General features: G+C 71.7%; 27 protein-coding genes. 15 read left to right on the plus strand and 12 right to left on the minus strand.

Annotated elements, in window-relative coordinates; genetic code table 11:
- Positions 1 to 7: 7 nt before the first annotated feature.
- On the plus strand, positions 8 to 991 hold the full coding sequence (locus tag GFH48_RS11725; protein ID WP_153288213.1) for a serine hydrolase: 984 nt from the start codon (positions 8 to 10) through the stop codon (positions 989 to 991).
- Positions 992 to 1,074: 83 nt separating this feature from the next.
- On the plus strand, positions 1,075 to 2,136 hold the full coding sequence (locus GFH48_RS11730) for an MBL fold metallo-hydrolase (protein WP_153288214.1): 1,062 nt from the start codon (positions 1,075 to 1,077) through the stop codon (positions 2,134 to 2,136).
- 155 nt (positions 2,137 to 2,291) lie between these two features.
- On the opposite strand, the gene GFH48_RS11735 is transcribed toward GFH48_RS11730, so the two are convergent.
- On the minus strand, positions 2,292 to 2,957 hold the full coding sequence (locus tag GFH48_RS11735) for a response regulator (RefSeq protein WP_153288215.1): 666 nt from the start codon (positions 2,955 to 2,957) through the stop codon (positions 2,292 to 2,294).
- Positions 2,957 to 4,003, minus strand: coding sequence for a sensor histidine kinase (locus tag GFH48_RS11740; protein WP_228121314.1), 1,047 nt, complete (start codon positions 4,001 to 4,003; stop codon positions 2,957 to 2,959). The genes GFH48_RS11735 and GFH48_RS11740 overlap by 1 nt, the downstream gene beginning before the upstream one ends.
- Before the next feature lie 410 nt (positions 4,004 to 4,413).
- Here GFH48_RS11740 and GFH48_RS11745 point away from each other — a divergent pair, with 410 nt between their 5' ends.
- Positions 4,414 to 4,899: a cation:proton antiporter regulatory subunit gene (locus tag GFH48_RS11745; RefSeq protein ID WP_153288217.1), complete on the plus strand. Its 486-nt coding sequence runs from the start codon at positions 4,414 to 4,416 to the stop codon at positions 4,897 to 4,899.
- 4 nt (positions 4,900 to 4,903) lie between these two features.
- Positions 4,904 to 6,181, plus strand: a complete 1,278-nt coding sequence (locus GFH48_RS11750) for a cation:proton antiporter (protein ID WP_153288218.1) — start codon at positions 4,904 to 4,906, stop codon at positions 6,179 to 6,181.
- 25 nt (positions 6,182 to 6,206) lie between these two features.
- Here the strand turns inward: GFH48_RS11750 and GFH48_RS11755 are convergent, their stop codons facing one another.
- The gene (locus GFH48_RS11755) at positions 6,207 to 6,590 is read right to left on the minus strand and encodes a pyrophosphohydrolase domain-containing protein (protein WP_153292866.1); all 384 of its coding nucleotides are present in this window, start codon (positions 6,588 to 6,590) and stop codon (positions 6,207 to 6,209) included.
- Positions 6,591 to 6,926: 336 nt separating this feature from the next.
- On the opposite strand from GFH48_RS11755, the gene GFH48_RS11760 reads away from it, so the two are divergent.
- A complete protein-coding gene (locus GFH48_RS11760; protein ID WP_153288219.1) occupies positions 6,927 to 7,925 on the plus strand; it encodes a TAXI family TRAP transporter solute-binding subunit in 999 nt (332 codons plus the stop codon).
- A 51-nt stretch (positions 7,926 to 7,976) separates the two neighbouring features.
- Here the strand turns inward: GFH48_RS11760 and GFH48_RS11765 are convergent, their stop codons facing one another.
- Entirely contained in the window at positions 7,977 to 9,383 is a 1,407-nt protein-coding gene (locus GFH48_RS11765) for a sensor histidine kinase (protein ID WP_153288220.1), read from the minus strand.
- An 8-nt stretch (positions 9,384 to 9,391) separates the two neighbouring features.
- Positions 9,392 to 10,078: a response regulator transcription factor gene (locus tag GFH48_RS11770; protein WP_153288221.1), complete on the minus strand. Its 687-nt coding sequence runs from the start codon at positions 10,076 to 10,078 to the stop codon at positions 9,392 to 9,394.
- A gap of 422 nt (positions 10,079 to 10,500) precedes the next feature.
- Here GFH48_RS11770 and GFH48_RS11775 point away from each other — a divergent pair, with 422 nt between their 5' ends.
- From GFH48_RS11775 to GFH48_RS11805, 8 genes are all read left to right on the plus strand, one after another.
- Positions 10,501 to 11,277: an amino acid ABC transporter ATP-binding protein gene (locus GFH48_RS11775; protein ID WP_153288222.1), complete on the plus strand. Its 777-nt coding sequence runs from the start codon at positions 10,501 to 10,503 to the stop codon at positions 11,275 to 11,277.
- A gap of 157 nt (positions 11,278 to 11,434) precedes the next feature.
- On the plus strand, positions 11,435 to 12,271 hold the full coding sequence (locus GFH48_RS11780; RefSeq protein ID WP_153288223.1) for a glutamate ABC transporter substrate-binding protein: 837 nt from the start codon (positions 11,435 to 11,437) through the stop codon (positions 12,269 to 12,271).
- A gap of 74 nt (positions 12,272 to 12,345) precedes the next feature.
- A complete protein-coding gene (locus tag GFH48_RS11785; RefSeq protein WP_153288224.1) occupies positions 12,346 to 13,011 on the plus strand; it encodes an amino acid ABC transporter permease in 666 nt (221 codons plus the stop codon).
- Positions 13,008 to 13,901: an amino acid ABC transporter permease gene (locus tag GFH48_RS11790; RefSeq protein ID WP_153288225.1), complete on the plus strand. Its 894-nt coding sequence runs from the start codon at positions 13,008 to 13,010 to the stop codon at positions 13,899 to 13,901. The genes GFH48_RS11785 and GFH48_RS11790 overlap by 4 nt, the downstream gene beginning before the upstream one ends.
- A gap of 176 nt (positions 13,902 to 14,077) precedes the next feature.
- Positions 14,078 to 15,880, plus strand: coding sequence for an FAD-dependent monooxygenase (locus GFH48_RS11795; RefSeq protein WP_153288226.1), 1,803 nt, complete (start codon positions 14,078 to 14,080; stop codon positions 15,878 to 15,880).
- A 633-nt stretch (positions 15,881 to 16,513) separates the two neighbouring features.
- Complete coding sequence (locus GFH48_RS39905; protein WP_322747027.1) at positions 16,514 to 16,585, plus strand: putative leader peptide; 72 nt, start codon at positions 16,514 to 16,516, stop codon at positions 16,583 to 16,585.
- 72 nt (positions 16,586 to 16,657) lie between these two features.
- Positions 16,658 to 17,185, plus strand: a complete 528-nt coding sequence (locus tag GFH48_RS11800) for a cupin domain-containing protein (protein WP_153288227.1) — start codon at positions 16,658 to 16,660, stop codon at positions 17,183 to 17,185.
- A complete protein-coding gene (locus tag GFH48_RS11805) occupies positions 17,182 to 17,601 on the plus strand; it encodes a rhodanese-like domain-containing protein (protein ID WP_194280561.1) in 420 nt (139 codons plus the stop codon). Before GFH48_RS11800 ends, GFH48_RS11805 begins: the two co-directional genes overlap by 4 nt.
- Positions 17,602 to 17,845: 244 nt before the next feature.
- On the opposite strand, the gene recX is transcribed toward GFH48_RS11805, so the two are convergent.
- Entirely contained in the window at positions 17,846 to 18,769 is a 924-nt protein-coding gene (recX, locus tag GFH48_RS11810; protein ID WP_153288229.1) for a recombination regulator RecX, read from the minus strand.
- Positions 18,770 to 18,772: 3 nt separating this feature from the next.
- The gene (gene recA, locus GFH48_RS11815) at positions 18,773 to 19,906 is read right to left on the minus strand and encodes a recombinase RecA (RefSeq protein ID WP_153288230.1); all 1,134 of its coding nucleotides are present in this window, start codon (positions 19,904 to 19,906) and stop codon (positions 18,773 to 18,775) included.
- 621 nt (positions 19,907 to 20,527) lie between these two features.
- On the opposite strand from recA, the gene GFH48_RS11820 reads away from it, so the two are divergent.
- Complete coding sequence (locus GFH48_RS11820) at positions 20,528 to 21,406, plus strand: hypothetical protein (protein ID WP_228120526.1); 879 nt, start codon at positions 20,528 to 20,530, stop codon at positions 21,404 to 21,406.
- Between the two features lie 57 nt (positions 21,407 to 21,463).
- Here GFH48_RS11820 and GFH48_RS11825 read toward each other — a convergent pair whose 3' ends face one another.
- Positions 21,464 to 22,690 (minus strand): AI-2E family transporter, encoded by a 1,227-nt coding sequence (locus tag GFH48_RS11825; protein ID WP_153288231.1) that lies wholly within the window; start codon positions 22,688 to 22,690, stop codon positions 21,464 to 21,466.
- A gap of 92 nt (positions 22,691 to 22,782) precedes the next feature.
- Positions 22,783 to 22,977, minus strand: coding sequence for a DUF3046 domain-containing protein (locus tag GFH48_RS11830; RefSeq protein WP_153288232.1), 195 nt, complete (start codon positions 22,975 to 22,977; stop codon positions 22,783 to 22,785).
- Between the two features lie 80 nt (positions 22,978 to 23,057).
- On the opposite strand from GFH48_RS11830, the gene GFH48_RS11835 reads away from it, so the two are divergent.
- Complete coding sequence (locus GFH48_RS11835; RefSeq protein ID WP_153288233.1) at positions 23,058 to 24,011, plus strand: hypothetical protein; 954 nt, start codon at positions 23,058 to 23,060, stop codon at positions 24,009 to 24,011.
- A gap of 123 nt (positions 24,012 to 24,134) precedes the next feature.
- Here the strand turns inward: GFH48_RS11835 and GFH48_RS11840 are convergent, their stop codons facing one another.
- The 3 genes from GFH48_RS11840 to GFH48_RS11850 are packed head-to-tail and all read right to left on the minus strand — an operon-like array spanning position 24,135 to position 26,073.
- Complete coding sequence (locus tag GFH48_RS11840) at positions 24,135 to 24,443, minus strand: AzlD domain-containing protein (protein ID WP_153288234.1); 309 nt, start codon at positions 24,441 to 24,443, stop codon at positions 24,135 to 24,137.
- Complete coding sequence (locus GFH48_RS11845) at positions 24,440 to 25,126, minus strand: AzlC family ABC transporter permease (protein ID WP_228121315.1); 687 nt, start codon at positions 25,124 to 25,126, stop codon at positions 24,440 to 24,442. Before GFH48_RS11845 ends, GFH48_RS11840 begins: the two co-directional genes overlap by 4 nt.
- Complete coding sequence (locus GFH48_RS11850; protein WP_228120528.1) at positions 25,078 to 26,073, minus strand: AraC family transcriptional regulator; 996 nt, start codon at positions 26,071 to 26,073, stop codon at positions 25,078 to 25,080. The genes GFH48_RS11845 and GFH48_RS11850 overlap by 49 nt, the downstream gene beginning before the upstream one ends.
- Positions 26,074 to 26,129 lie beyond the last annotated feature (56 nt).

Below are 26,129 nucleotides of genomic sequence, written 5' to 3' on the forward strand. Positions count from 1 at the left end.
CGAACCGATGGCCGAGGAACGGATCCGCGCGGTTTTCGCGGACGCGGGCGCGGTGGGCCTCCTGCACGCGGTTCCCGTCGGGGCCGGCACGACGATTCCCGCCGGGGCCGGGCGGACGGCTCCCGCCGGGGCCGGGCGGGCGGACCCCGGCGAGCCCGGGACGGCCGGCCTCACGGAGCCCCGCGCGCGCGAGGTGGCCGTCGGCGCCGACGAACCCGTCGTACTCGCCTCGGTGTTCAAGGTGCTGCTGGTCCTGGAGTTCGCCCGGCAGGTGGCGGCCGGGCAGCTCGACCCCCGGGAGCGGGTCCGGGTGACGGCGGCCGACCGGCTCGGCGGCTGGGGCACGGCGGGCTGCGCGGACGATGTCGAACTGTCGCTGCGCGACCTGGCGTTCTTCGCGATGTCGGTCAGCGACAACTCGGCGGCGGACCTGCTGCTCGACCGGGTGGGCCTGGACACCGTACGGCTGCTCACGCAGGAGCTGGGGCTCACCCGGACCCGCGTCGTGGGAGGACCGCGGGACGCCCTGGAGTCGATGCTCGCCGACGTCGAGGCGTGCGACGAACGGGAGTTCGCCGTCCGGTACCCGGCCCTGCCGGAGGACCGCAAGCGGCGGATGGCGGTCCTGGACCCCCTGCGGACCAACGCCGGCACGCCCCGCGAGACGACCGAACTGCTGCGTCTCATCTGGCGCGACGAGGCAGCCTCACCGGAAGCCTGCGCCCAGGTACGCGACTTGATGTCACGTCAGGTGTTCCGCCACCGGCTGGCGTCCGGGTTTCCCGGCGACACGGTGATCGCGGCCAAGACCGGGACGCTGCCGGGGCTGCACATGGAGGCGGGCGTCGTCGGGTACCCCGACGGCCGGTGTTACGCGGTCTCCGTCTTCGCCCGGACCCGCGAACTCACCGTCACCGGGCCGGAGGTGGACGCGGCGATCGGCGCCGCGGCCAGGATCGCCGTCGACTTCCTGCGGGACGCGGGGCTGTGACCAGGCCTCATATGCGCCCACGTATCGGCAGGTTATGGGATTGATCTTGGACGGGGGCGGCCGGCCCCTGATCTCCTGACGCCATGCGCGACAACGAGAACCCCCGGCGCTCCCTCCTGCTCGGCCGCCGTACGGTGCTGCGAGGCGCCGCGCTCGGCACGGCCGCCCCGCTCCTGCCCGCCACGGCCGCCACGGCCGCCGGTTCGACGGCCACGCCCTCGGCAGTGCCCACGCCCGTATCGAGACCGGCAGCGGCGTCGGCCTCGACACCAGCACCAGCACCAGCACCGTCGGTCGCGGCTTCCTTCCGCTGGTTCGGCACCGCCGGCTGGCGCATCGACGTCGACGGCCGGACCGTGCTCTTCGACCCGTACCTCACGCGCTTCAGGACCGGCCTGTTCGACGGCGCCTTCGACGCCGGCACGGAGCTGCGCACCGATCCCGGGCTGGTACGCGAACACGTGGGGCACCCCGAACTCGTCCTGGTCAGCCACGCCCACTGGGACCACCTCGCCGATGTGCCGCACATCGCCAGGACCACCGGCGCCCGCGTCGTCGGCACCGAGACGACGTACCACCTGCTGGTCGCGTTCGGCGTCGACCCGGGGCAGATCTCCGTGGTGAAGGGCGGCGAGGTCCTGGACTTCGGCGGCGGGGTCACCGTGGAGGTCGTGGCGAGTCTGCACAGCCGCAACAAGAAGTACTCCTACTTCGCCCCGGGCACGCTCCACGCGCCGCCCGCGACACCGCCGAGGACCATCTCGGACCTGCCCGAGGGCGACACGCTCGCCTTCCAGGTGACGGCGGGGAGCGCAGGCCCGTCGGCGTTCCTGATGGGCGCCAGCGACTTCTGCGAACGGGCGGCGCGGGGGCTGCGCCCCGATCTCGCCATGGTCGCGGTGCCGGCCGGCACCGCCACCCACGACTACGTGCCCCGGCTGCTGCGCGCCCTGGACCGGCCCGACGTCGTCGTGCCCGTGCACTGGGACAACTTCGAGGAGCCCCTGACCGCTCCCCCGCGCCGCGACCCGTCGATGGACCTGGACGGGTTCGTCGCCCAGGTGCGCCGTTCGTCCCCGGCCGGCCGGATCGTCGTACCGGACTACCGCACGGTGTACGGGGGCGACATGCGTCCCCTCGACTGACCGAAGTCGGGCCGGAGACCGATCGAAGACCGGCCGAAGATCTGGCCGAAGCCCGGCCGGAGTCCGCCCGAGGTGGGACCGAAGGCGGACGGCACCCATCCCGCACGGCACCCAAGCCGCTCGACACCCAAGCCGATCACCACACGATCACACGATCACGGCTCGATGAGCCCCGCGCGGATCGCGTACCGCGTGAGTTCCAGGCGGTCGCGCATACCGAGTTTCTGCAGGAGGTTCGCCCGGTGGCTCTCCACGGTCTTGGCGCTGATGAAGAGCAGCTCGCCGATCTCCTTCGTGGTGTGCCCCTCGGCGACCAGTTTCAGCACCTCCTCCTCACGGTCGGTGACGGCTCGCGCGGGCAGCCCTTCGCCACGGCGCAGACGTTCGAGGTACGTCCGTACGATCGCGGTCTCGGCGCCGGGATAGATGAACGGCTCGTCGCGCATCGCCGCCCGGCACGCCTCGACCAGGTCCCGGTCGGCGACCGACTTCAGGACGTAACCGCAGGCACCGGCCTTGAGCGCCTCGAAGAAGTACTGCTCGTTGTCGTACATCGTGAGGATGAGGATGCGCAGGTCGGGCAGGCGCCGGGAGAGTTCGCGGGCCGCCTGCAGGCCGGTCATACGAGGCATGGCGACGTCGAGCACGGCGAGGTCCACCTCCGTCTCGCGGGCCAGGGCGACGGCCTCGGCACCGTCCCCGGCCTCCGCCACCACGCTCAGATCGGGTTCCCCGTCGAGGATGAGCCGCACGCCGCGGCGCACGAGTGTGTGGTCGTCGGCGAGCAGGACTCGCGTGGGCCTCCCGGCGGGCGCGGACATCATCGGTCTCCCTCGGAAGCGGTGGCGGTGTCTGTGTCTGTGCCGGTGCCGGTGTCGGTGGCGGTGTCTGCGGCGGTGGTGGCGCCCGGACGCTGCTGCGGCGACCACCCGCCGGTCGTCGTGATGCGCAGCCGTACGTCGGTGCCCCGGCCGGGTGCGGGCCCGAGCGAGAACGCGGCGCCGACCAGCAGCGCCCGCTCGCGCATCCCCGTGATGCCCGCTCCCTCGCGCGCGCGGCCCGGTCCCCTGCCGTTGTCCCGTACGAGGAGTTCGACGCCGTCCGTGACGCGCCGCAGCCGGAGTTCGGCGCGGTCGGCGCCCGCGTGCCGGACCGTGTTGGTCAGCCCCTCCTGCGCCACCCGGTAGACCACGAGTTCGGCCTCGTCGTTCAGCGGCGGCACGTCGGCGTCGAGGTGGTGGGTCACGGACAGCCCGTGGGTGGTGAACTCGCCCGCGAGGGAGCGCAGCGCGCTGTGCAGTCCGAGCTCCTCCAGCACACCCGGGCGCAGCCGGCGGGCGATACGGCGGATCTCGTCCAGGCTGCCGCGGGTGGCCTCCTGCGCCTGGCTCACCTCCTCCCTCAGCTCCCCGGGCACCCGGTCGGCGACCCGTCTGAGCTGGAGCAGGACGGCGGTCAGGGTCTGGCCGACCTCGTCATGGAGTTCCTGGGAGACGCGCCGTCGCTCGCCCTCCTGCGCGGACAGCGCGCGGGCCGAACTGGTGGCGCGCTCGGTCTCCAGCCGGTCGAGCATGGTGTTGTACGTGGTGATCAGCTCGGCCACCTCGGCCGGCCCGGTGACGGGCGCCCGCGCTCCGGGGTGGGTGAGGTCGGCGGTGGCCATGGCCCGGCCCAGCCGTTGCAGCGGGGCGAGGCCGATCCGCAGGACGAACGCGTTGAGGACGAGCATCAGCGCGAGCCCGAGCACGACGACGAGTGCCTCGCCGGGGAGGATCGGCGTCGAGACGGTGACCGGTCCCAGCAGCAGTGCGGTCGCCACGGTCAGACCCACGGCGTTCAGCAGGAAGATCCGCCGGAACAGCGACACGTTCCTCTGTCCGTCCCTTCCGGCCGGTTTCCGCCCGGCCGCCTTCGCCCGCCCCGCGGCGGGCACTCCGTCCTTCCCGGTCCGCGTCCGTGCCACCGCCCCCAACAGCCTCGCAACAGCCGGGCGGCCCTGTCCATCCGTGCCAGCACCCATGTCGCAACGGTACGGCGAGATGGCAGCATGACCGTTTTGGGTGGGCTTTTTCGCGGGCCGCACCGTGCCGACGCGCACGGTGATCCGGCGCGACCACCCTCGGCCGGACCGCCTCCGCGCGTCCGTCCGCGACGCGGGAAACCCCGACGCGGACGGACGTGACGCGCCCGGCTGTGTCGCACCCGGCCGGGCCGCGAAGCACCCGGCCGCGACGACGAGCGGAACCAGGACGACCAGCGACGAGCAAGGGGAGAATCATGTCGGCTCCACGCCTGCGGGCGACGCCACTGCCGGGTATCGGGGTGCAGTACGACCTCGTGACCCGTGAACAGCGCCACCTGTCCGTGGTGGCGCACCGCGACGGCGCCCGCACGGTCAGCGTGTACCAGGCCGACGACCCCGACTCCTGCGCGCAGTCGCTGCGGCTGTCGAGCGGTGAGGCGGCCTCGCTGATCAACGCCCTGAAGCCGTCCCCGCACAGCCCGAGTCTGCTGTACACCACCGACCTGGGGCTGATCGCCGAGCGCGTCGAGATCGCCGCGGCGTCGTGGTGGAACGGGCGGGTGCTGGGCGAGACCCGGATGCGCACCGAGACCGGTGCCTCGATCGTGGCGGTGCTGCGGCGTGCCGAGGCGATCCCCTCCCCCACTCCGGACTTCCGGCTGGCGGGCGGGGACATCCTGATCGTCGTCGGGACCCGTGAGGGCGTCGACGGCGCCGCGACGATACTCGGACGGGAGTGAGCGCGTGCACTCTGCGGTACTGCTGATCGAGTTCGGCGCCATCATCCTCTGTCTCGGCCTGCTCGGCCGGGCCGCGGCCCGGCTGCGGTTCTCCCCCATCCCGCTCTATCTGCTGGCCGGTCTCGCCTTCGGCGAGGGCGGGCTGCTCCCGCTCGGCGCGAGCGAGGAGTTCGTCGCCACGGGCGCCGAGATCGGCGTCATCCTGTTGCTGCTGATGCTGGGCCTGGAGTACACGGCGAGCGATCTGGTCTCGAACCTCAAGGCCCACTATCCGTCGGGGCTGGTCGACTTCACGCTCAACGCGCTGCCGGGCGCCGTCGCGGCGCTCCTGCTGGGCTGGGGTCCGGTGGCCGCCGTGGTCCTGGCGGGCGTCACCTGGATCTCGTCGTCCGGGGTGATCGCCAAGGTGCTGGGCGACCTGGGGCGGGTCGGCAACCGGGAGACACCGGTGATCCTGAGCATCCTGGTCCTGGAGGACCTGGCGATGGCGGTCTACCTGCCCATCGTCACCGCGCTGGTGGCCGGGGTGGGACTGGCCGCCGGGAGCGTGACGCTGGCGATCGCGCTGGGGGCCGCGGGACTCGTCCTGTTCGTGGCCGTCCGCTACGGCCGCGTCATCTCCCGCTTCGTCTCCAGCGACGACCCCGAGAAACTCCTGCTGGTCGTGCTGGGTCTGACGATCCTCGTCGCGGGCCTCGCGCAGCAGCTTCAGGTGTCGGCCGCGGTCGGGGCGTTCCTGGTCGGCATCGCGCTGTCCGGGGAGGTCGCGGAGGGGGCGCACACGCTGCTGAGCCCCCTGCGGGACCTGTTCGCGGCCATGTTCTTCGTCTTCTTCGGGCTGCACACCGACCCGGCGAGCATTCCGCCCGTGCTGCTGCCCGCCCTGGCGCTGGCAGTGGTGACGGCGCTGACGAAGATCGTGACCGGGTACTGGGCCGCGCGGCGGGCCGGTATCTCCGTCAAGGGCCGCCTGCGGGCGGGCGGTGCGCTGGTCGCGCGCGGCGAGTTCTCCATCGTCATCGCCGGACTCGCGGTCACCGCCGGCATAGAGCCGTCACTGGGGCCGCTGGCCACCGCGTACGTGCTGATCCTGGTCGTGCTCGGCCCGCTCACGGCCCGTTACACGCAGCCGCTGGCTGCACGCCTCACCGCCCGGTTCGGCGGCGGCCCGGGGCCGGTGCGCGTCACCGGGCGCCTCCCGGAGGCCCGGGAGAGAACAGCACCGGAGGCGGAGACGGAGCGCGAGGACGGCGTACGCCGGCAGACGGCCGTCCCGGACTGAGCGCGGTCCGGGCCGGGCAGGGGGCTCAGGTGTCCGCGCCCCGCCACCCCTGCCCGCGCAGCACCGCCGTCACGTCCGGCGCGCGGTAGTGCTCCCCCTTGAGGACCTTGCCGTCGGCACGGCGGGAGACCTGGCCGTCCGGCCCCAGCTTCGTCATGTTGGACCGGTGGATCTCGGCGATCACCTGGTCGAGGTCGATGCCGTGGACGAGTGCGGTGCCGTACGCCACATACACCACGTCGGCCAGCTCGTGCGCCAGCCGGTCCAGCGGTCCCGTGACCGAGACCTCGGCCACTTCGGCGGCCTCCTCGGCGAGCAGCTCACCCCGGTGGGCGGCCAGCGCCGGGGAGACCTCCGCCGGAGTGCTGCGGGTGGCGAGTCCGAAGGCGCGGTGGAACGCGCGGACCAGTTCGGCGGGCGAGGGAACAACCGAGGGTGAGCCGGCCGAGGACCGCGGAGAGCCCGGCGACGCCTCGGCGCCCGGCGAGCCCGGAGAGCCCGGCGAGCCCGGAGAGCCCGGCGAGCCCGGCGAGCCCGGAGAGGTCTCGGCGCCCGGAGAGGCGGCGGACGCCGGGGAGGCCGGGGACCCCGCGGACGCCGGGGAGGCCGGGGACCCCGCGGACGCCGGATCGGGGGTCGGCGCGGATGAAGAGGACTGCATCGTCCGACCCTACCGACCCGCCGCGCCTCCCCCCGTCCGTCCCGCCCTGGCCAGGAGGGTCCCCGGGCTGGCAGGATCGCGCGCATGTTCCAGGCACTCCCCCGCATCGGCAGGCGCCGCGCGCTGTTCGGCTCGGCGGCCGCGTTCGCGGTGGTCGGGCTGCTGCTCTGGTGGCTGCTGCCGCTGGGCGAGGAGTCGCCGGGCGGATCGATCACTTTCAGTACGGGCACGCCCACGGGGGTCTACCAGAAGTACGGCGTGCTCCTGCAGGGCGCGATCGCCAAGGACATGCCACGCCTGGACGTACGTCTGAAGAACAGTGACGGCTCGCAGGAGAACGTGCGCCGTGTGGCGACGGGACAGGCCGACTTCACCATCGCGGCGGCCGACGCCGTGGAGACGTACCTGCTGGAGGACAAGCCGGGCGCGGGCCGGCTGCGCGGCTGCGCGCGGCTCTACGACGACTACGTGCACCTGGTGGTCCCGCGCTCCTCGTCCGTCAGGTCGGTGGCCGACCTGCGGGGCAGGAAGGTCGCCGTCGGGCCGGACGGTTCCGGGGTACGGCTGATAGCGGAGCATGTGCTCCAGGCGGCCGGCCTCGATCCGAAGAAGGACATCAAGCCCTCCTCCGACGGCATCGGAACCATGCCCGACCTGCTCGAACACCACAGGATCGACGCCTTCTTCTGGTCGGGCGGCCTGCCCACCAGCGCCGTACAGAAGCTCTCGGACGACTTCGCCATCAGGCTGGTGCCGATCGGCAGCGACCTGGTCGCCAAGCTGCACGCGCAGGGTGGCGCCTCCCGCTACTACCGGGCCGCCGTGATGCCCGCCGACGCCTACCCCGCCGCGCAGCAGGGCGGTTCCGTGCAGACGCTGGCGGTGGCGAACTTCCTGATCACCCGGGAGGACTCGGACCCGCGGCTGACGGAGGAACTCACCCGTACGGTGATCAACAGCCGTGACCGCATCGGCTCCCAGGTGCACGCGGCCCAGCTGGTGGACCTGCGCACGGCCATCTACACGGACCCGCTGCCCCTCCACGAGGGCGCCCGGCGCTACTACCGCTCGGTCAAGCCGTAGGCCGCGGTGACACCGGTCCGGGAAGGTCTCCCGGCCGGAATCCGGCGGGCGTCAGGACGCCGGTTCGGACCTCGGCACGGTCACCGTGACCTTCAGCCCCCGCGGCTCGTGACGGGTGTAGGAGAGGGAGCCGCCGCCGGCCGAGAGCAGGACCCCCGAGATGGACAGGCCGAGGCCGGAGCCCTTGATGTTCTGGTGGCCGGCGCTGCGCCAGAAGCGGTCGCCGATGCGGGCGAGTTCCTCGTCGCTCAGGCCCGGCCCGCGGTCGGTGACGACGACCTTCGAGACCTCGCCGTTCGAGGAGACCTCCACCTCGACGCTCTCCCCCTCCGGCGTGAACTTCAGGGCGTTGTCTATCACCGCGTCCAGGGCGCTGGACAGCGTGACCGGGTCGGCCCAGGCGGTGGTGGCCGGGCAGATGCCGGTCAGCCGTACGCCCACGCTGTCCGCGAGGGGTGACCAGGAGGCGACGCGCTCGGCCGTCAGCTCGCCGATGTCGGTGAGCCGCAGGTCCGCCTCGGCGTGCTCGGCGAGCGCGAGGTCGAGCAGGTCGTCCAGGACCTCGGCGAGCCGCTTGCCCTCGGTGCGTACGGACGCGATCTCCTCGTTGCCCTCCGGCAGTTCGAGGGCGAGCAGTTCGATGCGCAGCAGCAACGCCGAGAGCGGGTTGCGCAGTTGGTGCGAGGCGTCGGCGACGAAGGCCCGCTGCTGCTCCAGGACGTCCTCGACGTTGTCCGCCATCTCGTTGAACGACCGTGCCAGACGCCTGAGTTCGGGCGGTCCACCGGCCGCCGCCACCCGGGACTTCAGGCGTCCGGTCGCGATGTCGTGGGTGGTGGCGTCGAGGACGCGCACCGGCCTGAGCACCCAGCCGGTCAGCCGCAGCGCCGCGCCGAGGGCGAGGAGCATCGCGGCGATCTCGCCCGCGCCGATGATCAGCCAGCCGTGCAGGATCTTCGAACGCATCTGCCCGGTGGGCGAGTCGGTGACGACGACGGCGATGACGTCACCGTCCCGGATGACCGGCGACGCCACGACGAGCCGGTGGCGCTGCCAGGGCCAGACCTGCTCCGGGTCGTGGCTGCGGCGGCCGAGGAGCGCCTCGTTGAAGGCCTCGCGGCCCTCCCCGTCCGCGGGCAGGTACAGGGTCTCCGGCGCGTTGGCCATGACGGCGAGGTTGCGGTAGAAGACGCCCGTGCGGATGCCGTACACGTCGTAGTACGCGGCGAGTTCCTTGATCAGGGTCTGCCGGCGCTCGTCGACGGCGTTCACCCGGGGACCCGTCGGCTGGTCGGTGACGAACTGCGCCAGGGCGGCGAAACGCGCCGTGTCGTCGATGCGGTCGACCACCACGCGCTGCTGCTCGGCGGCCGCGACGCTCCCGGCGAGCGGGATGCCGAGCGCGAGCAGCACGGCGGCCATCAGGACGATGAGCAGGGGAAGCAGGCGGGTGCGCACGGTGCACGCTACGACGTGGGGGCGACGAGGCGGTACCCCACACCGCGCACGGTCTCGATCAGCGCCGGCATCCGCAGTTTGGAGCGCAGGGACGCGACGTGCACCTCCAGGGTGCGCCCGGTCCCCTCCCAACTGGTGCGCCAGACCTCGCTGATGATCTGTTCCCGCCGGAAGACCACTCCGGGCCGCTGGGCGAGCAACGCGAGCAGGTCGAACTCCTTGCGGGTCAGCTGGACGACCGAACCGCCCACGCTGACCTGGCGGGTGGGCAGTTCGATGCGGACCTGGCCGAGCCGCAGGGCGCCGTCACCGGCGGCCCCCGTCTCGTCGGGGGCGCTGCGGCGGCTGACGGCGTGGATACGGGCGAGCAGTTCACCGGTGTCGTACGGCTTCACGACGTAGTCGTCGGCGCCGAGGTTGAGGCCGTGGATGCGGGAGCGCACGTCGGAGCGGGCCGTGACCATGATCACCGGGGTGCTGGTGCGTTTGCGGATCTTGCCGCAGACCTCGTAGCCGTCCTGGTCGGGCAGGCCCAGGTCGAGCAGGACGACGCCGAAGCCGTCGCTCTCGGGGACCAGGGCCTGGAGAGCCTCCTCGCCGCTGCGGGCGTGCGTGACCTCGAAGCCGTGACGTGCCAGCACCGCGGACAGGGCGGCGGCGACGTGGTTGTCGTCCTCGACGAGCAGCAGTCTCATTCCGGCCCCCTCCGGTCCATCGGTCGTCCGCCCCGGTTCTTGGCGCGTACGGCACTTCGTTCGCACGGTCGTTTCGTTCGTGTCCTTCGTTCCCGCCGTCGCGGCCGGAACAGCCGCGTACGGCCTCAACTCGTACAACTTCAAACAGTCTCGGTTTGTACAACCAGGGGGCACGCGCGTGCCCCCTGGAAGTCACGCCGATGGACAAGGACGGCGTCAAGGGGGTTCCGGTTGCGGAGGGTTTCCGTTACCCAGCCGGTACCCTGCCGCGCACCGGCACGCACCGGGCGTCCGCGTGCGGCTACGACACGTGTCCGATTGCTATCCGATCGTGATGCTCAAGTTCCCCTCAGATGTAATGACGCTGGTCGCACGGGCTCACTACTGTCCTCCGAAACCGAGGAGGACGGAGCCCCAGAGCGATGACCGAAGTATCGGTGGCCAAGGATGCCGTGGCCGCGACCGAGGACCTGGTCGTCCTGAAGAGCGTCAACAAGCACTTCGGCGCGTTGCACGTGCTCCAGGACATCGACCTGACGATCGCCCGTGGCGAGGTCGTCGTGGTCATCGGGCCCTCCGGGTCCGGGAAGTCCACCCTGTGCCGCACCATCAACCGCCTGGAGACGATCGATTCGGGCGACATCACGATCGACGGCAAGCCGCTGCCCGAGGAGGGCAAGGCGCTCGCCCGGTTGCGCGCCGACGTGGGCATGGTCTTCCAGTCCTTCAACCTCTTCGCGCACAAGACGGTGCTCCAGAACGTGATGCTGGGGCAGATCAAGGTCCGCAGGGCCGACAAGAAGGCGGCCGAGGAGAAGGCCCGCGCGCTGCTCGACCGGGTGGGCGTGGGCACGCAGGCCGACAAGTACCCCGCCCAGCTCTCGGGCGGCCAGCAGCAGCGTGTCGCGATCGCGCGGGCGCTGGCGATGGACCCCAAGGTCATGCTCTTCGACGAGCCGACCTCGGCGCTCGACCCCGAGATGATCAATGAGGTGCTCGAGGTCATGCAGCAACTCGCGCGCGACGGCATGACCATGGTCGTCGTCACCCACGAGATGGGCTTCGCTCGTTCGGCTGCCAACAGGGTCGTCTTCATGTCCGACGGCCGCATCGTCGAAGAGGCTGTGCCGGACCAGTTCTTCAGCAATCCGCGCAGCGACCGCGCCAAGGACTTCCTGTCGAAGATCCTCCACCACTGACGGCCCGCGCCGCTTCCTCACCGAAGTCCGCCGCCGGACCGACGGTCCTCACCGAAGCCTTCGCCTGACGGCCCTGTCCGGGGTCCCTGCCTGAAGACCCTGCCCGAAGACCCTGCCTGAAGACCTGCAACTCCTCCCCACGCAAAGGATGTTCACCATGAAGCTCCGTAAGGTCACGGCCGCCGCGGCCGTCGTGCTCTCGCTCGCCGTGACCGCCACGGCCTGCGGTTCGGACGACAAGAAGGACGGCGACTCCTCCGGCGGCGGCAAGGAGATCACCATCGGCATCAAGTTCGACCAGCCGGGCATCGGGCAGAAGACGCCCCAGGGCTATTCGGGCTTCGACGTCGACGTGGCCACGTACGTGGCCAAGAAGCTGGGCTACGCCGCCGACCAGATCAAGTGGAAGGAGACGAAGAGCGCCGACCGCGAGAACGCGCTCTCGCGCGGTGACGTCGACTTCATCGCCGCCTCCTACTCGATCACCCCGGAGCGCCAGCAGAAGGTCGACTTCGCCGGCCCCTACCTGCTCGCGCACCAGGACGTCCTGATCCGTGCCGACGACGACACGATCAAGTCGCCGTCGGACCTCAACAGCAAGAAGCTGTGCTCGGTGACCGGTTCGACCTCGGCGCAGAACGTGCACGACAAGCTCGCGCCCAAGGCCCAGCTCCAGAAGTACCCGACGTACTCGGCCTGTCTGACCGGTCTGCAGAACAAGGCGATCGACGCCCTGACCACGGACGACTCGATCCTCGCCGGCTACGCCTCGCAGGCGACCTTCAAGGGCAGGTTCAAGCTCGGCGGCTTCAAGATGTCCAACGAGAACTACGGCATCGGCGTCAAGAAGGGCAGCGCCCTCAAGGCCAAGATCAACACGGCTCTGGAGTCCATGGTCTCCGACGGTTCCTGGGAGAAGGCCGTGACGGCCAACTTCGGCCCGGCGCAGTACAAGAACGAGCCTGCGCCGAAGATCGGCAACATCGTCAGCTGATGTAGGGCCCGCCGGTGCGCCGCCCTCGGGGGCGGCGCACCCGGGCACCACCACACGCGGAAGCGCGGGAGATCGTGTTCGACTTTCTTCAAGGTTACGACCTGCTGGGAGCCTTCTGGGTGACGGTGAAACTCACCGTCCTCTCAGCCGTCGGCTCCCTGATCTGGGGAACGATGCTGGCCGCCATGCGGGTCGGCCCGGTGCCCCTCATGCGCGGTTTCGGCACCGCCTATGTGAACACCGTGCGGAACATCCCGCTGACCGTGATCATCCTGTTCACGTCGCTGGGCCTCAACCAGACCCTGAACGTCACTCTCGGCTCGGACAACTTCGACACCATCAACTTCCGGCTCGCCGTGGTCGGTCTGATCGCCTACACCTCGGCGTTCGTCTGCGAGGCGCTGCGTTCCGGCATCAACACCGTGCCCGTCGGCCAGGCGGAGGCGGCCCGCGCGATCGGTCTGAACTTCACCCAGGTGCTGACACTGATAGTGCTGCCGCAGGCTTTCCGTTCGGTCGTCGGCCCGCTGACGAACGTGCTGATCGCCCTGACCAAGAACACCACGGTGGCGGCCGCGATCGGCGTCGCCGAAGCGGCCACCCTGATGAAGTCCATGATCGAGAACGAGGCCCAACTCGGCGCGGTCTCGGCCGTCTTCGCCTTCGGGTTCATATGTCTGACGCTGCCGACCGGCCTTCTCCTCGGCTGGGTGGGCAAGAAGGTGGCGGTGAAGCGATGACGTCCGTCCTGTACGACGCCCAGGGCCCCCGTGCCAAGCGGCGCAACCTCCTCTACTCGGCGCTGTTCCTGGTCGCCTTCGCGGCCGTGCTGTGGTGGGTGTTCACCAGCCTCGACGACAAGGACCAGCTCGCCTGGGAGAAGTGGAAGCCCTTCGTCCACGGCGAGGCCTGGAGCACCTATCTCTGGCCGGGGCTGAAGAACACCCTAAAGGCCGCGGCCCTGTCCATGGTCATCGCCCTGCCGCTCGGCGCCGTGTTCGGTATCGCCCGGCTCTCCGACCATGTCTGGATACGCGTCCCGGCGGCCTCGGTCGTGGAGTTCTTCCGCGCCATCCCGGTGCTGGTCCTCATGATCTTCGCCGTCGCCGCGTACTCCTCGTACACGGACATCAGCTCGGACGACCGTCCGTTCTACGCGGTCGTCACGGGACTGGTGCTCTACAACTCCTCGGTGCTCGCGGAGATCGTCCGCGCGGGCATCCTGTCACTGCCCAAGGGGCAGTCCGAGGCGGCCATGGCCGTCGGTCTGCGCAAGAACCAGGTCATGCGGTTCATCCTGCTGCCGCAGGCGGTCACCGCGATGCTTCCGGCGATCGTCAGCCAGCTCGTCGTGATCGTGAAGGACACCGCGATCGGCGGCGCGGTCCTCACCTTCCCCGAGCTGCTCGCCTCCGTCGGCCCGATGAGCGCGTACTACGGCGCGAACACCATCGCCAGCTTCACCGTCGTGGCCCTGGTCTTCATCGCGCTCAACTTCGGCCTCACGAGCTTCGCGAGCTGGCTGGAGGGAAGGCTGCGGCGCGGCAAGAAGTCGACGGGCGCGACGGTTCCGCCGGCCGCGGTCGCGGGCACGGAGGCGGCCGGCGCGGGCGGCGGCGTCACCGTCTGACGCGGCCTCATCCCGGACCGGTGCGAACGGGGGCAACGGCATGATCACCACCGCCCCCGTCACTTGACGCAAGCAGCGGCAATGGGTTGCATACGTTCTGTGATCGTGCACCCCGCTCCAACTGCCCTTTCCCTCACGTCCCCGAAGACGCCGCTCCGGGCGGGAGGCCGCGCGCCGTGGACCCGGTGATCATTGCCGGAGCGGGGCCCGTGGGCCTTGCCCTCTCCCTGGCGCTGGCCCGCCAGGAAGTCCCGTCCGTGGTGCTCGACGAGGGGCCCGGCAAGGACGAACAACGGCTCGCGCGGACGGTGGTACTGCGCGAGGACACCGCCGCGCTCGTCGAGCGGCTGACCGGCCTCCCGCTCGCCGGCGCCGGGTTCCGTTGGGCCGGATGGCGGTCGATGCGGCGCAAGCAGGTGATGCGCGAGATCAGGTTCGACGCGGCGGGATCGTTCGCCGGCGCGCTGGACCTCGACGCGGATCCGGAGGTTTCCGGAAGCACGGCACGCGAGACCGGAAGCGGCACCGCGTACGGCGTGCACGGCGCGAAAGGGAGCGCGCGCGCCCTGAAGGGGAGCGCGCAGGGCTCGAAGGGGGGTGCGCCGGACTTCACGGACGCCGAGCTGTCCGCCCCCCTGCATCTCACCCAGCACACCCTGACGACCGCCCTGCGCGAGGCCATCGCCCACGAGCGGCTGATCAAACTCGCCGTCAACAGCCGCCTCGTCTCCGTCGAACAGGAGACCTCGGGCGTCACCGCGCACACCCGTGGCTCCAACGGCACCTGGTGGCGGGGCAGTTACCTGGTCGGCTGCGACGGTCCGCGCTCGACCGTGCGCAAGCTCCAGGACATCCGCTTCCCCGGGCGCACGGCCGTCGAACGGCACGCCGTGGCGGCTCTGCGCACGGAACTGCCCTGGCCGGGCGAAGCGTTGCTGCACCGCATGCCACCGTGGCGGACCTCGGGCCCCTCGGCCGGCGAGGTGACGGCCCGCCCCCTCGCCGACGACGTGTGGCGTCTGGACTGGCTGCTGCCGCCCGGCAAGGACCTGGTCACCCCCGACCTGCTGGTGACGCGCGTCCGGGAGACCCTCGCGGGCTGGAGCGGCGGCCCCACACCCCCCTACGAACTGCTCGACACCGGCGTCCACACCGTCCATCACCGCCTCGCGCGCCGGTGGCGGTCCGGCCGGGTGTTCCTGGCCGGCGACGCCGCCCACCTGCTCGGCGCACTCGGCACCCAGGGCCTGGACGAGGGCCTGCGGGACGCCGACAACCTCGCCTGGAAGCTGGCGGTGGCCTGGCACCACGGCCCGCACGAGGCGCTGCTCGACAGCTATCAGGTGGAGCGGCGCGCCGTCGTCGCCGCCCGGCTGCGCGCCGCCGACCAGGCGCTTCCGCTGCTGCGCGGCGGCGGCGGGCTGCGGGCGTACGTGCCCGGCTCGGCCCGCGGCCACGACGTCATGCTGACGGACGGGCACCTGGGACGCGGCCCGCTGGGCAGGCCCGGGACGTACGCGGACTCACCGCTGGCGCCTCGCCCCTCCGAGTCGGAGACCCCGGTGGACACGGCGCCCGGTGCGCCGGTCGTCGACGTACGGGTGACCGCGGAGGACGGCACGTTCGTACCGCTGCGGGACCGGCTCGGACGCGGTGTCCTGCTGGTCGTACTGATCGCGCCCGGTACGGGGGTGTGGGAGCGGAAGCACTGGGTGACGGCCGGGATCATGCCCCGGCTCGCGGCCGCCGTGACCGCGCTGCCCCACCCCGCCGAACTCCTGGTGGCCGAGAGCTACCCCGGCGCGGCCGCGCACAGTGTGCTGCTGGTGCGCCCCGACGGCCATCTGGTGACCGCGTTGAGCGGAGTGCGCCCGGCCGACCTGTACGCGGCGGCCGAGACGGCGCTGGGCGGTCCGCCCGGGGTGGCGGCCGAGTCGGAGCGGGAGGCGAGGGCGGACAACACGGTGCGCGCGGGCTGACGACCGGGCCGCCCTGCCGCGGCGCCGCCCGAAACCGAACTCGCCCGCACCCGCCGGAACCTGACGGTCTGACACCCATGGCGCCGGTGCCTCCCGCCGCACCCACGCGTCGGTGCCACCCACGGCACCCGCCGCGTCCGTGACACCCGCCGCACCCACGGCGCCGGTGACACCCGCGACGTCCGTGACAGCCCCTGCGCCCATGGGTCGCGGCGGTCCCCCGCGACATCTCGCGGACACGCTCCCGGGCCCGGTCCGCACCACCGTGACGCACCCACCGTGACGCACCGCACACGTGAGGGATCGCACGCAGTGACGAGGTGTACGCCGCGAAAGCCCGTCCGCGTGGCCGCCGGGCCGGGCCGCCTCGGGGGTGGCCCCCGGCTGCCCGTGGGTCGAACGCGCGGGCGTGCGGCCGGCCGCCAGGGCCGCCCGGACCTCCGGTTCTTCCGCGTCACCGTCACCGGTGAGCCCGCGGACCGAGTTCGTCCGCGCCCGCCGCACTCGTCGGCCGGTGTCCCGCCGGCCCGAAATCCGTCGGGCCACCCGGGGTGACCGGTGGGTCCACATAGTGACAGTGAGTTGACCGGTCCGAACCGCCATGGTGTACTCCGGATCGTGACCGACACCTGTGTGCGCCTGTGGCGGAGGGTCCATATGGACCTCATCCGCTATGCGGGCTGCGTGTGTCGACCGTCCTGCTGAATTCGCTCCCCCTCTCCCCGTGCGCGCCCTTATTGCTGCCGCGCGCCCCACGCGAACCCCAGGACGGTACAAGTGTCTGTGTCCCCCTCTGTCTCAGCGCCCCCACAAGCTCCCTCGCAGGCCGACCTGCTCGACTTCGTGCGCCGCGCCGCCGCCGACACCGAGTTGGTCGCCTCACTTCCGCTCGACCCCCAGGGCCGTACCTGGGTCCGCCTGGAGGGCCCGGGCGGCAGCGAGGCCTGGCTCATCGGCTGGCCCCCCGGCACCGGAACCGGCTGGCACGACCACGCGGACTCGGTCGGTGCCTTCGTCACCGCGGCCGGTGAGCTGAGGGAGTACTCGCTCGCCGCACGACTGCCCACCGACGGCTGGAAGACCCTCGAACTGACGGAGGGTGTCGACCGCGAGCGGCGGCTGCCGACCGGCCGGGGCCGTACCTTCGGCCACCACCATGTGCACGAGGTGCTCAACGTCTCCGCCGAGGAGCACGCGATCTCCGTCCACGCGTACTACCCACCGCTCCCCCGGATCCGCCGCTACAGCCGTACCGGGCAGATCCTCCGTCTCGAACAGGTCGAACGACCGGAGGACTGGCAGTGAGCGATCCGAGCGACCACGCCCGGGGCCCGCTGGGCATCGACGCGTTGCTGGAGGAGGCCCGCTCGGAACTCGACCGGGTGGAGGCCGAGGAGGCGTACGACGCCGCGCGGGCGGACGGTGCCCTTCTCGTCGACATCCGGTACGCCGCCCTGCGTGACCGCGACGGGCTGATCCCCGGTGCCCTCGTCATCGAACGCAACGAACTGGAGTGGCGGCTCGACCCTCGGGGCAGCCACCGCGTCCCCGAGGCCACCAGCCACGATCTGCGGGTCGTGGTGATCTGCAACGAGGGATACGCCTCCAGCCTCGCTGCCGTGTCCCTGCGCCGGCTGGGGCTGCGCGGGGCGACCGATCTGGTCGGAGGATTCCAGGCGTGGAGGGCGGCCGGTCTACCGGTGACGGCACCGCCCCGGTAGTCCTTGTGGTTCTGGTGGTTCCGATGGTTCCAGTGATTCAGGTGGTTCCGCCGTGGTGGGTGCCCTCCGCTGTCGGGGGCGCTCACTGTGGCGTGCCGCCCCTTACCGCTGACTTCTGTTCACACCTGGCTCCTGTTCGCGACCGCGTGCCCGGAATCCCGTAGGGCCGGTATCCCTGCAGGACCGGAGTCCCGCGCCCGGAATCCCCGCCGTGCCGGAACCCCGTGCCCGCCACCCGGCCGGGTCAGAACCCCTCGTCCCCGAGCCCCTCCGTGTCCTCACCCTCTTCCTCCAATGCCTGGCGGACCACCCGCAGGGCCATGCCTTCGGAGTAGCCCTTGCGGGCGAGCATGCCCGCGAGACGGCGCAGCCGCTTGTCGCGGTCGAGGCCACGCGTGGAACGCAGCTTGCGGGCGACGAGTTCACGCGCCGTCGTCTCCTCCTGCTCGGAGTCGAGCTGTCCGACGGCCTCGTCGATGAGCGTCGAGTCCACGCCCTTGGTCCGCAGCTCCCGCGCGAGGGCCCGCCGGGCCAGACCCCGGCCGTGGTGCCGGGACTCCACCCAGGCGTCCGCGAAGGCGCCGTCGTTGATCAGGCCGACCTCCTCGAACCGTGACAGGACCTCGTCCGCCACCTCGTCGGGGATCTCACGCTTGCGCAGCGCGTCCGCGAGCTGTTTGCGCGTACGCGGGGTCCCGGTGAGCAGGCGCAGACAGATCGCCCGCGCCCGCTCAGCCGGGTCCCCTGGGGGCTCCCCCTTCTCGGCCCTCGACGAGGTAGGAGTGCCTCCATCCTGTGGGTCGCCGGACGGCTCACCGAAACCGCCGTTCCTCCGACGCCCTCGTCCACCGCGCGGCCCTCCGTCGCCGCGCCGCCCGGCACCGCCACGGCGTGAACCGTCGGCCGACGCACCGCGCGGGTCCGCCGGACCGTCGCCGGAGCCCGCCGGACCGTCCGTGCCGCCGCGCCCGGGACGGCCGCGGGAGCCTTCGCTCCAACGGCCCCCGCCGTCCGGTCCGTCGGGTTCCCCGCCGAGGAACCCGTCGGAGCCGTACGCCCCGCCGTGGGCACTTGCACCGTCTCCGACCGAATCACCGCGTCCCCCGTGCCCCCGCCCCTCCGGTGGCGCGGGGTCGGCGTACTCGGCCCAGTCGGTTCGTCGCGTCATGGACTAGCTCTTGGCCGCCGCGGCCTTGGACTTGGTGGTCTTGACCGCCGGGGCCGGTACCGCCTTCGCGGTCTCGTCCGGGGCGGTCGGGGCGGTCGGGGCCGCCGCGTCCGCGCCCGGCTCGGCGGTGGGCTCCGCCGGCCTCACGCCGACGCCCAGCTTCTCCTTGATCTTCCTCTCGATCTCGTTCGCGAGATCGGGGTTGTCCTTCAGGAAGTTGCGCGCGTTCTCCTTGCCCTGGCCGAGCTGGTCGCCCTCGTACGTGTACCAGGCGCCGGCCTTGCGCACGAAGCCGTGCTCCACGCCCATGTCGATCAGGCCGCCCTCGCGGCTGATGCCGTGCCCGTAGAGGATGTCGAACTCGGCCTGCTTGAAGGGGGGCGCGACCTTGTTCTTGACGACCTTGACGCGGGTGCGGTTGCCGACCGCGTCCGTGCCGTCCTTCAGCGTCTCGATGCGACGGATGTCGAGACGCACCGAGGCGTAGAACTTCAGCGCCCGGCCACCCGTCGTGGTCTCCGGCGAACCGAACATCACGCCGATCTTCTCGCGGAGCTGGTTGATGAAGATCGCGGTGGTCTTCGACTGGTTGAGCGCGCTGGTGATCTTGCGCAGGGCCTGGCTCATCAGACGGGCCTGCAGACCCACGTGGGAGTCGCCCATCTCGCCCTCGATCTCCGCGCGCGGCACCAGGGCGGCGACGGAGTCGATGACGATGAGGTCGAGCGCGCCGGAGCGCACGAGCATGTCCACGATTTCCAGAGCCTGCTCGCCGTTGTCCGGCTGGGACAGGATCAGGTTGTCGATGTCGACGCCGAGCTTCTTCGCGTACTCGGGGTCGAGGGCGTGCTCGGCGTCCACGAAGGCCACCTGGCCGCCGGCCTTCTGCGCGTTCGCCACCGCGTGCAGCGTCAGCGTCGTCTTGCCGGAGGACTCCGGGCCGTACACCTCCACCACCCGGCCGCGCGGCAGGCCGCCGACACCGAGGGCCACGTCGAGCGCGGTCGACCCGGTGGGGATGACCTCGATGGGCTCGTTCGGGCGCTCGCCCAGGCGCATCACCGCGCCCTTGCCGAATTGCCGTTCAATCTGTGCGAGCGCGGCGTCGAGCGCCTTCTCGCGGTCAGTACCTGCCATGGGTTCCACCCGATTTGCTTGAGTCGATCGCTTCACGTCAAAGACGCTAACGCCTGCCACTGACAATGCGCCCCGACGCCCGCCCGACCTGTGGATAACTCGGGCACATCTCCACGAAAGCCCTGCCGGAATCCCCGCCATGAGCCCCGCCGGAGATTCCATAAGAATGGATGTTCGATTTTGGTGTCAAGCGCACCACGCGGCACCTCCGAGACTACGGTCACGGTCGGACAGCCGCCGGATCCCGGCGCCGAACCCTGTCCGGGCGACGCGGGCGCGTCGCCGGGGCCGGCCACCTGCGCGTGGGCGAGCGGCGGCCGCTTGCCGGGAGTGCGGGACGGGGCCCGGCTTCCGGCAGGGTCGCGGGGCCGACGGCCCGCCCCGTGATCTCCGCGCCCTCCGCGTCCGCCACACCCTCCGCGCCATCCACATCTTCCGCGTCCTCCGCGTCATTCGTCTCCGCCAAGCCCGAGTCCCGGACGTCCCACACGTCCCGCACATCCCGCACGCCCTGTACGCCCCGTACGCCCCGCACGCCCCGCGCACGTACTCTCCGCGGCGTACGGCGGGAGTCTTCGGCCGTACGACGCCCCCGTGCTCCGGTTCGTCGAAGCTGAACCCATGGACCATCCGGAGAGCCGCGCGGAGCACCCCGGCGGAACACACACGCCCGCCCGCCCCACCCCACCGGCCACCGTCCCGGCGCCGCGTCCGGGCGGCAGGGACGACGGGGAGGACAGGGGTGTCCGTGCCGCGTGGCGCGCGGCACGTCCCTCCGAGCGCCTCTGCCACGGCACCGGTGCCGTGCTGACGTTCTCCGGGCTGGCGCACCTCGTCGTCCTCGCCGTGGACGGCGGTCCCTGGGACGGTCCCGTTTCCTGGCGCAAGCCCGTGACGTTCGGCCTCTCCTTCGGACTGACCCTGATCGCGCTCACCTGGGTCACCTCGTACCTGCGCGTGGGAACACGCCTGCGCACCGTCCTGCTCGTCGTGTTCGCCGCGGACTGTGTCGTGGAGGTCGGCGGAATCACCCTTCAGGCGTGGCGCCGGGTGCCCTCGCACCTCAACATGGAGACCGGCTTCGACACGGCGGTGTCGATGACGCTCGCCGTGGGCGGCGGGGTCCTGGTGGTGCTGCTCACCGTGTTCGCCGTCGCCTCCTTCCGGCACCGGCCCGCGGGCCCCACGGGGATGCCGCTCGCGCTGCGCTCCGGGTTCGCGATCCTGCTCGTCGCCCTGCTGTCGGGGGCCGCGATGATCGCGCGCGGTGTCGTCCTCACCCGTACCGGCCACCAGGAGGCGGCTTATCACTCGCCGGCCCCGCTCAAGCCCCTGCACGGCGTGAGCCTGCACGCGGTGCTGGTCCTGCCCGCACTGGCCCATCTCCTGTCACGTACCGCGTGGAGCGACCGGACGCGGCTACGGATCATGCACGCGGCGGTCGGCTGCTGGACGGCGACGGTCCTGGGCGCCGCGGCCTGGGCGGTCCTCACCTGGTGAGACCCGCCTCGCCGCGGGTCACGGGACGGTCCTGGCGGGCCTCACCCCCGAAGGGCCTCATCCGCCGAACAGCCCGCGCAGTCGCGCGCGGAGGGGGCTGGATCTCCTGATCCGCCGCCCGTGCACCCGGGGGTCGTCCGTGACGTCGTACCGCTTCACGTAGGCGCCCAGGAAGGCCTGCAGGGTGGCGACCGCGGGAATCGCGATCAGGGCACCGACGGCGCCGAGAAGCGCGGTGCCCGCGATGACCGACCCGAAGGCGACCGCGGGGTGGATGTCGACGGTCTTGGAGGTCAGTTTCGGCTGCAGCACGTAGTTCTCGAACTGCTGGTAGATCACGACGAAGACCAGCACCCAGAGCGCGTACCAGGGATCGACCGTGAAGGCGATCAGCATCGGCAGCGCACCCGCGAGATACGTGCCGATGGTGGGGATGAACTGCGAGACCAGGCCCACCCAGACGGCGAGCACGGGCGCGTAGGGCACCCCCAGGGACTCCAGCAGGATGTAGTGCGCGATGCCGGAGATCAGCGCCATCAGACCGCGCGAGTACAGATAGCCGCCGGTCTTGTCGACCGCGATCTCCCACGCCCGCAGCACCTCGGCCTGCCGCGCGGGCGGCAGCACGGAGCACAGCGCGCGCCGCAGCCGCGGCCCGTCGGCCGCGAAGTAGAACGAGAACAGCGTGATGGTCAGCAGCTTGAACAGACCCCCGAGCACCTGCGCGGACACGTCCAGGACACCGGTCGCACTGTTCTGCACGTACTTCCGCAGCCAGTTGGAGTGGACCAGGCTCTCCTGGACGTCCACCCGTCTCAGGTCGGTGTGGAACGTGGAGTTGATCCAGTTGATCACCGAGTCCAGGTACTCGGGGAAGCCCTCCACCATCTTGATGATCTGGCCCGCGAGCATCGAGCCGAGCAGGGCGACGAATCCGGCGGTCACGATCAGCAGACCGAAGAAGACGAGGAAGGTGGCCATCCCCCGGCGCATGCCGTACGAGGCCATCCAGCTCACCGCGGGCTCGATCGCGAGCGCCAGGAAGAACGCGATGAGGATGTTGATCAACAGGCCTATCAGCTGGTGGAACGCCCAACTGCCCAGCTGGAAGACGGCGATGAGGGTGAGCGCGAGCACCATCGCGCGCGGCAGCCAACGCGGCATGCTGGAGCCCCGCGCCGCGGCGTCCCCGCCGGGAGGCGGCGTGGGCGGCGTAGTGGGCGGCGTCGTGCCGAACGGTGATGCCTGCTGGTCGACCTGCGCGGTCTCGTCTGTCGGGGCCACGGTGCAAGTCTCGCCCACGCCACCGACAATCAGTGCCCGGCCCCGGACCTTCGTGACCGGTCAGCGGCTTTCGCCCGGAAGTTCCCGTCCCGTCAGCGGTTCTCGTACGGAACGTTCATGGTCGCGCACACCACGCGCCACACGTCCTTGGCCTCCCAGCCCGCGTCCAGGGCCTCGCGCACCGTCCGGCCGCCGAGCTCCGCCATCACATGATCGCGCGCGAAGGTGTCGGCGTACCCCGCACCGAAGTGCTCCGCCATCCGCTCCCAGAAGACCGTCAACCGCATGACACCAGTATCCCGCCCCTGAGAGTGGGTCCCGGCCGGGACCCCTTGCCGAGACCGCTTTCCGTCCTACGGTCTGAGGCATGGCCGAAACCGGAGCTTCCCCACTCCCCCCGACGCCCCCGACGCACACCCCGCTCTCGCGCGCCGAGCACTTCGTCTGGCTCACGGCGCGCGTGCTGGAGCAGCGCCGCTTCGTGTACCACTTCCTGAACGGCGACGACGGCGGCGCCGACGCGGTCGAGACCGCCCTGGCCGCCTACCGCAACGAGGACGAAGGATACGGTCACGCGCTCGAACCCGATCTGCGCGGCCCGGTCAGCCAGCCACTGCACACGGCGCACGCCCTGCGCGTACTCGACTCGATCGGGCGCTGCGGCGGACAGCGCGTGGACCGCGTGTGCCGCTATCTGACCTCCGTCTCGACGGCGGACGGCGCGCTGCCGGCGATCGGTCCCGGTCAGCGCGGATATCCCCACGCCCCGTTCGTGCCGGTCGTCGACGATCCGCCGAGCGAACTGCTGGCCACCGGGCCCGTGGTGGGCCTGCTGCACCGCAACGAGGTGTGGCACGCCTGGCTCTTCCGGGCCACCGACTTCTGCTGGCAGGCGGTCGACTCCCTGGGGAAGTCCCATCCCTACGAGGTCGAGGCGGCCGTGGCCTTCCTGGACTCGGCGCCCGACCGCCCGCGCGCGGAGGCCGCCGCCGACCGGCTCGGCCGGCTGGTGCGCGAGCAACGGCTCGCCGTACTGGACCCGGAGCGCCTCGACGCGTTCCCGGTGGCCTCCGGCTACGCGCCGGGCGAGCACCACTTCCCGTACGACTACGCGAAGACGCCGGGCTCGCTCGCGCGCGCGTGGTTCACCGACGAGGAGATGGCCCGCTCGCTCGACTTCCTCGCGGACGAGCAGCGGGAGGACGGCGGCTGGCCGATCCGCTGGCGGGCCTGGGCACCGGGGACCGCCCTGGAGTGCCGGCCCATGGTGACGATCGAGGCACTGCGCACCCTGCGGGCCCACGGTCGGTCCATCGGCTGACCCGGGCCCCGCGGGTCGCGGGTTCGGTCCGCCGGCCGTCGCGGGCGCCGGGGCCCCAGAAGCAGCCCGCCTCAGGTGCCACCGGTCGTCGTCCGCGCCGTCAGCCGGTCGTCGCGGGCGCCGTCAGCCGGTCATCGCCCGTACTCCCGCCGTCACGACCACCGCGGCGCCGACCACGAGCAGGAAGGGCGCGCGCAGCAGCAGTGCCACGGCGGCCGCGGCGAGTCCGGCGGCCTTCGCGTCCACGACCAGGAGGCGCCCGTCGGCGAAGGTCTGCTGCGCCGTGAGCGCAGCCAGCAGGGCGACGGGCAACAGGGCGGCGAGCCGCCTGACGAGCGGACGCTCCAGGACGCCCGCCGGAACGAGCAGCCCGGTGAGTTTGACGACGTAGCAGCCCACAGCGGTCACACCGATCGCGATCCAGATGGTCAACGGCCCTCCCCCGGTGCGCCGTGGCCGGTCCCCGGACGGCCGCCGCTCCCCGGACGCCGGCGGCCCTCCACGTAGAGGGCCGCGGGAGCGGCCAGCGCCGCCACCAGCACCGGGACTCCCGCGGGCAGCACGGAGAGCAGACCGAGCCCCAGGACGACCGCGGCGACGGCGACCGCGCGCTCCATAGTGGTCTTCAGCATCGGTGCGAGCAGCGCGAGGAAGACGGCGGGTCCGGCGGCGTCCAGCCCCCACGCGTCGGTGTCCCCGATGGCGTCGGCCCCGACGGCGCCCAGGAGCGTGGTCAGGTTCCACAGCGTGTAGAGGCTGAGCCCGGTGACGGTGAAGCCGATCCGGACGCTGCGGCGGGTCGGCTGGGCCAGCGCCACGGCCGTGGTCTCGTCGATCACCCACTGCGCGGCGAACGGACGCACCGCGCGCGGGAGGGCCAGCAACTGCGACAGACGCAGTCCGTAGAAGGCGTTGCGCACACCGAGGAAGAAGGCGCCGGCGGCCGCGGTGAGCGGGTTGCCGCCGCTCGCGAGAGCGCCCACGAGCGCGAACTGCGAGGCGCCGGTGAACACCAGGAGGCTGAGCGCACAGGTCTGCGCCACCGTGAGTCCGCCGCCCGCCGAGGTCACCCCGAAGGCGAAACCGGACAGTCCGACGGCGATCCCGACTCCCAGGGCGTCCCGGACGACGACGGCGTCGGGTTTTCCGCCGTCTCCTTTCCCGTGTGTCGCTGCGTGAGCTGTCTGTTCTGCCACACCCCGGACAGTAGGTACGGCCCCCGCTCGGCGTCTTGTACGTTCTTGCGCTCACGCTGGTAGGCGCCCGGGGGCACACCCACGATCCGGGTGAAGTGGCGGTTCAGATGGGGCTGGTCGGTGAAACCGACGGCGACGGCCGCCTCCGCGGGCGCGGAACCGGTGTCCAGGAGCCGGCGTGCCCTGCGGACCCGGGCGTCGGTGAGCCAGGTGTGCGGCGGCATGCCGTAGGTGTCACGGAAGGCGCGCAGCAGGGCGAACGGGCTGGTGCCGAGGCCGGTGGCGAGCCGCTCAAGGGTCGGGGGCTCGGCCATCCGCTCCTCCAGCACGGCACGCGCGCGAGCGGCGACGCGGGAACCGGCGGTGAGTACGGCGCGCTGTGGCAGCGGGCCCCCGTTCAGACGGAGCAGTCGGGTCACGGCGACCCTCAGCAGGGTGTCGGCGGCGAGCCCGTTGCCCTCCTCGGCGGCCCGGAGCACCTCGTGGACCAGGCTCACGGAGTACGGGTCGTCGAGCACCGGGCGGGTGAATCCGGGGGTGCCTCGGATCGTGGTGGTCTCGGCGGCGATCTCGGCCATCAGCCCGGGGGACGGGTACACCGCCCCGTACCGCCAGCCCTCGGGGACGCCCGCCCGGCCCGTGTGCGTGGTGTCGGGGTTGACCAGCGCGAGGGTGCCCGGGCCCGCGTACTGGTCGGCTCCGCCGTGGTGGAAGACCTCGACGCCGTCGGCGATGGCGGCGATCACGAAGTTCTCGTGGGTGTGCCGCACGAAGACCTTCTCGACGAAGCGGGCGCGCAACAGGTCGACACCCGGCAGTTCCGCGTACTGCCAGTGTCGTGCCCTCTCCTGTCCCGAACCCGCCATCTCCTCATTCTCCGCGACGCCACGACCGGACGCCGACCATCCCGCGCACCCGCGCC

It is taken from the genome of Streptomyces fagopyri (genome assembly GCF_009498275.1).
GTDB lineage: Bacteria > Actinomycetota > Actinomycetes > Streptomycetales > Streptomycetaceae > Streptomyces > Streptomyces fagopyri.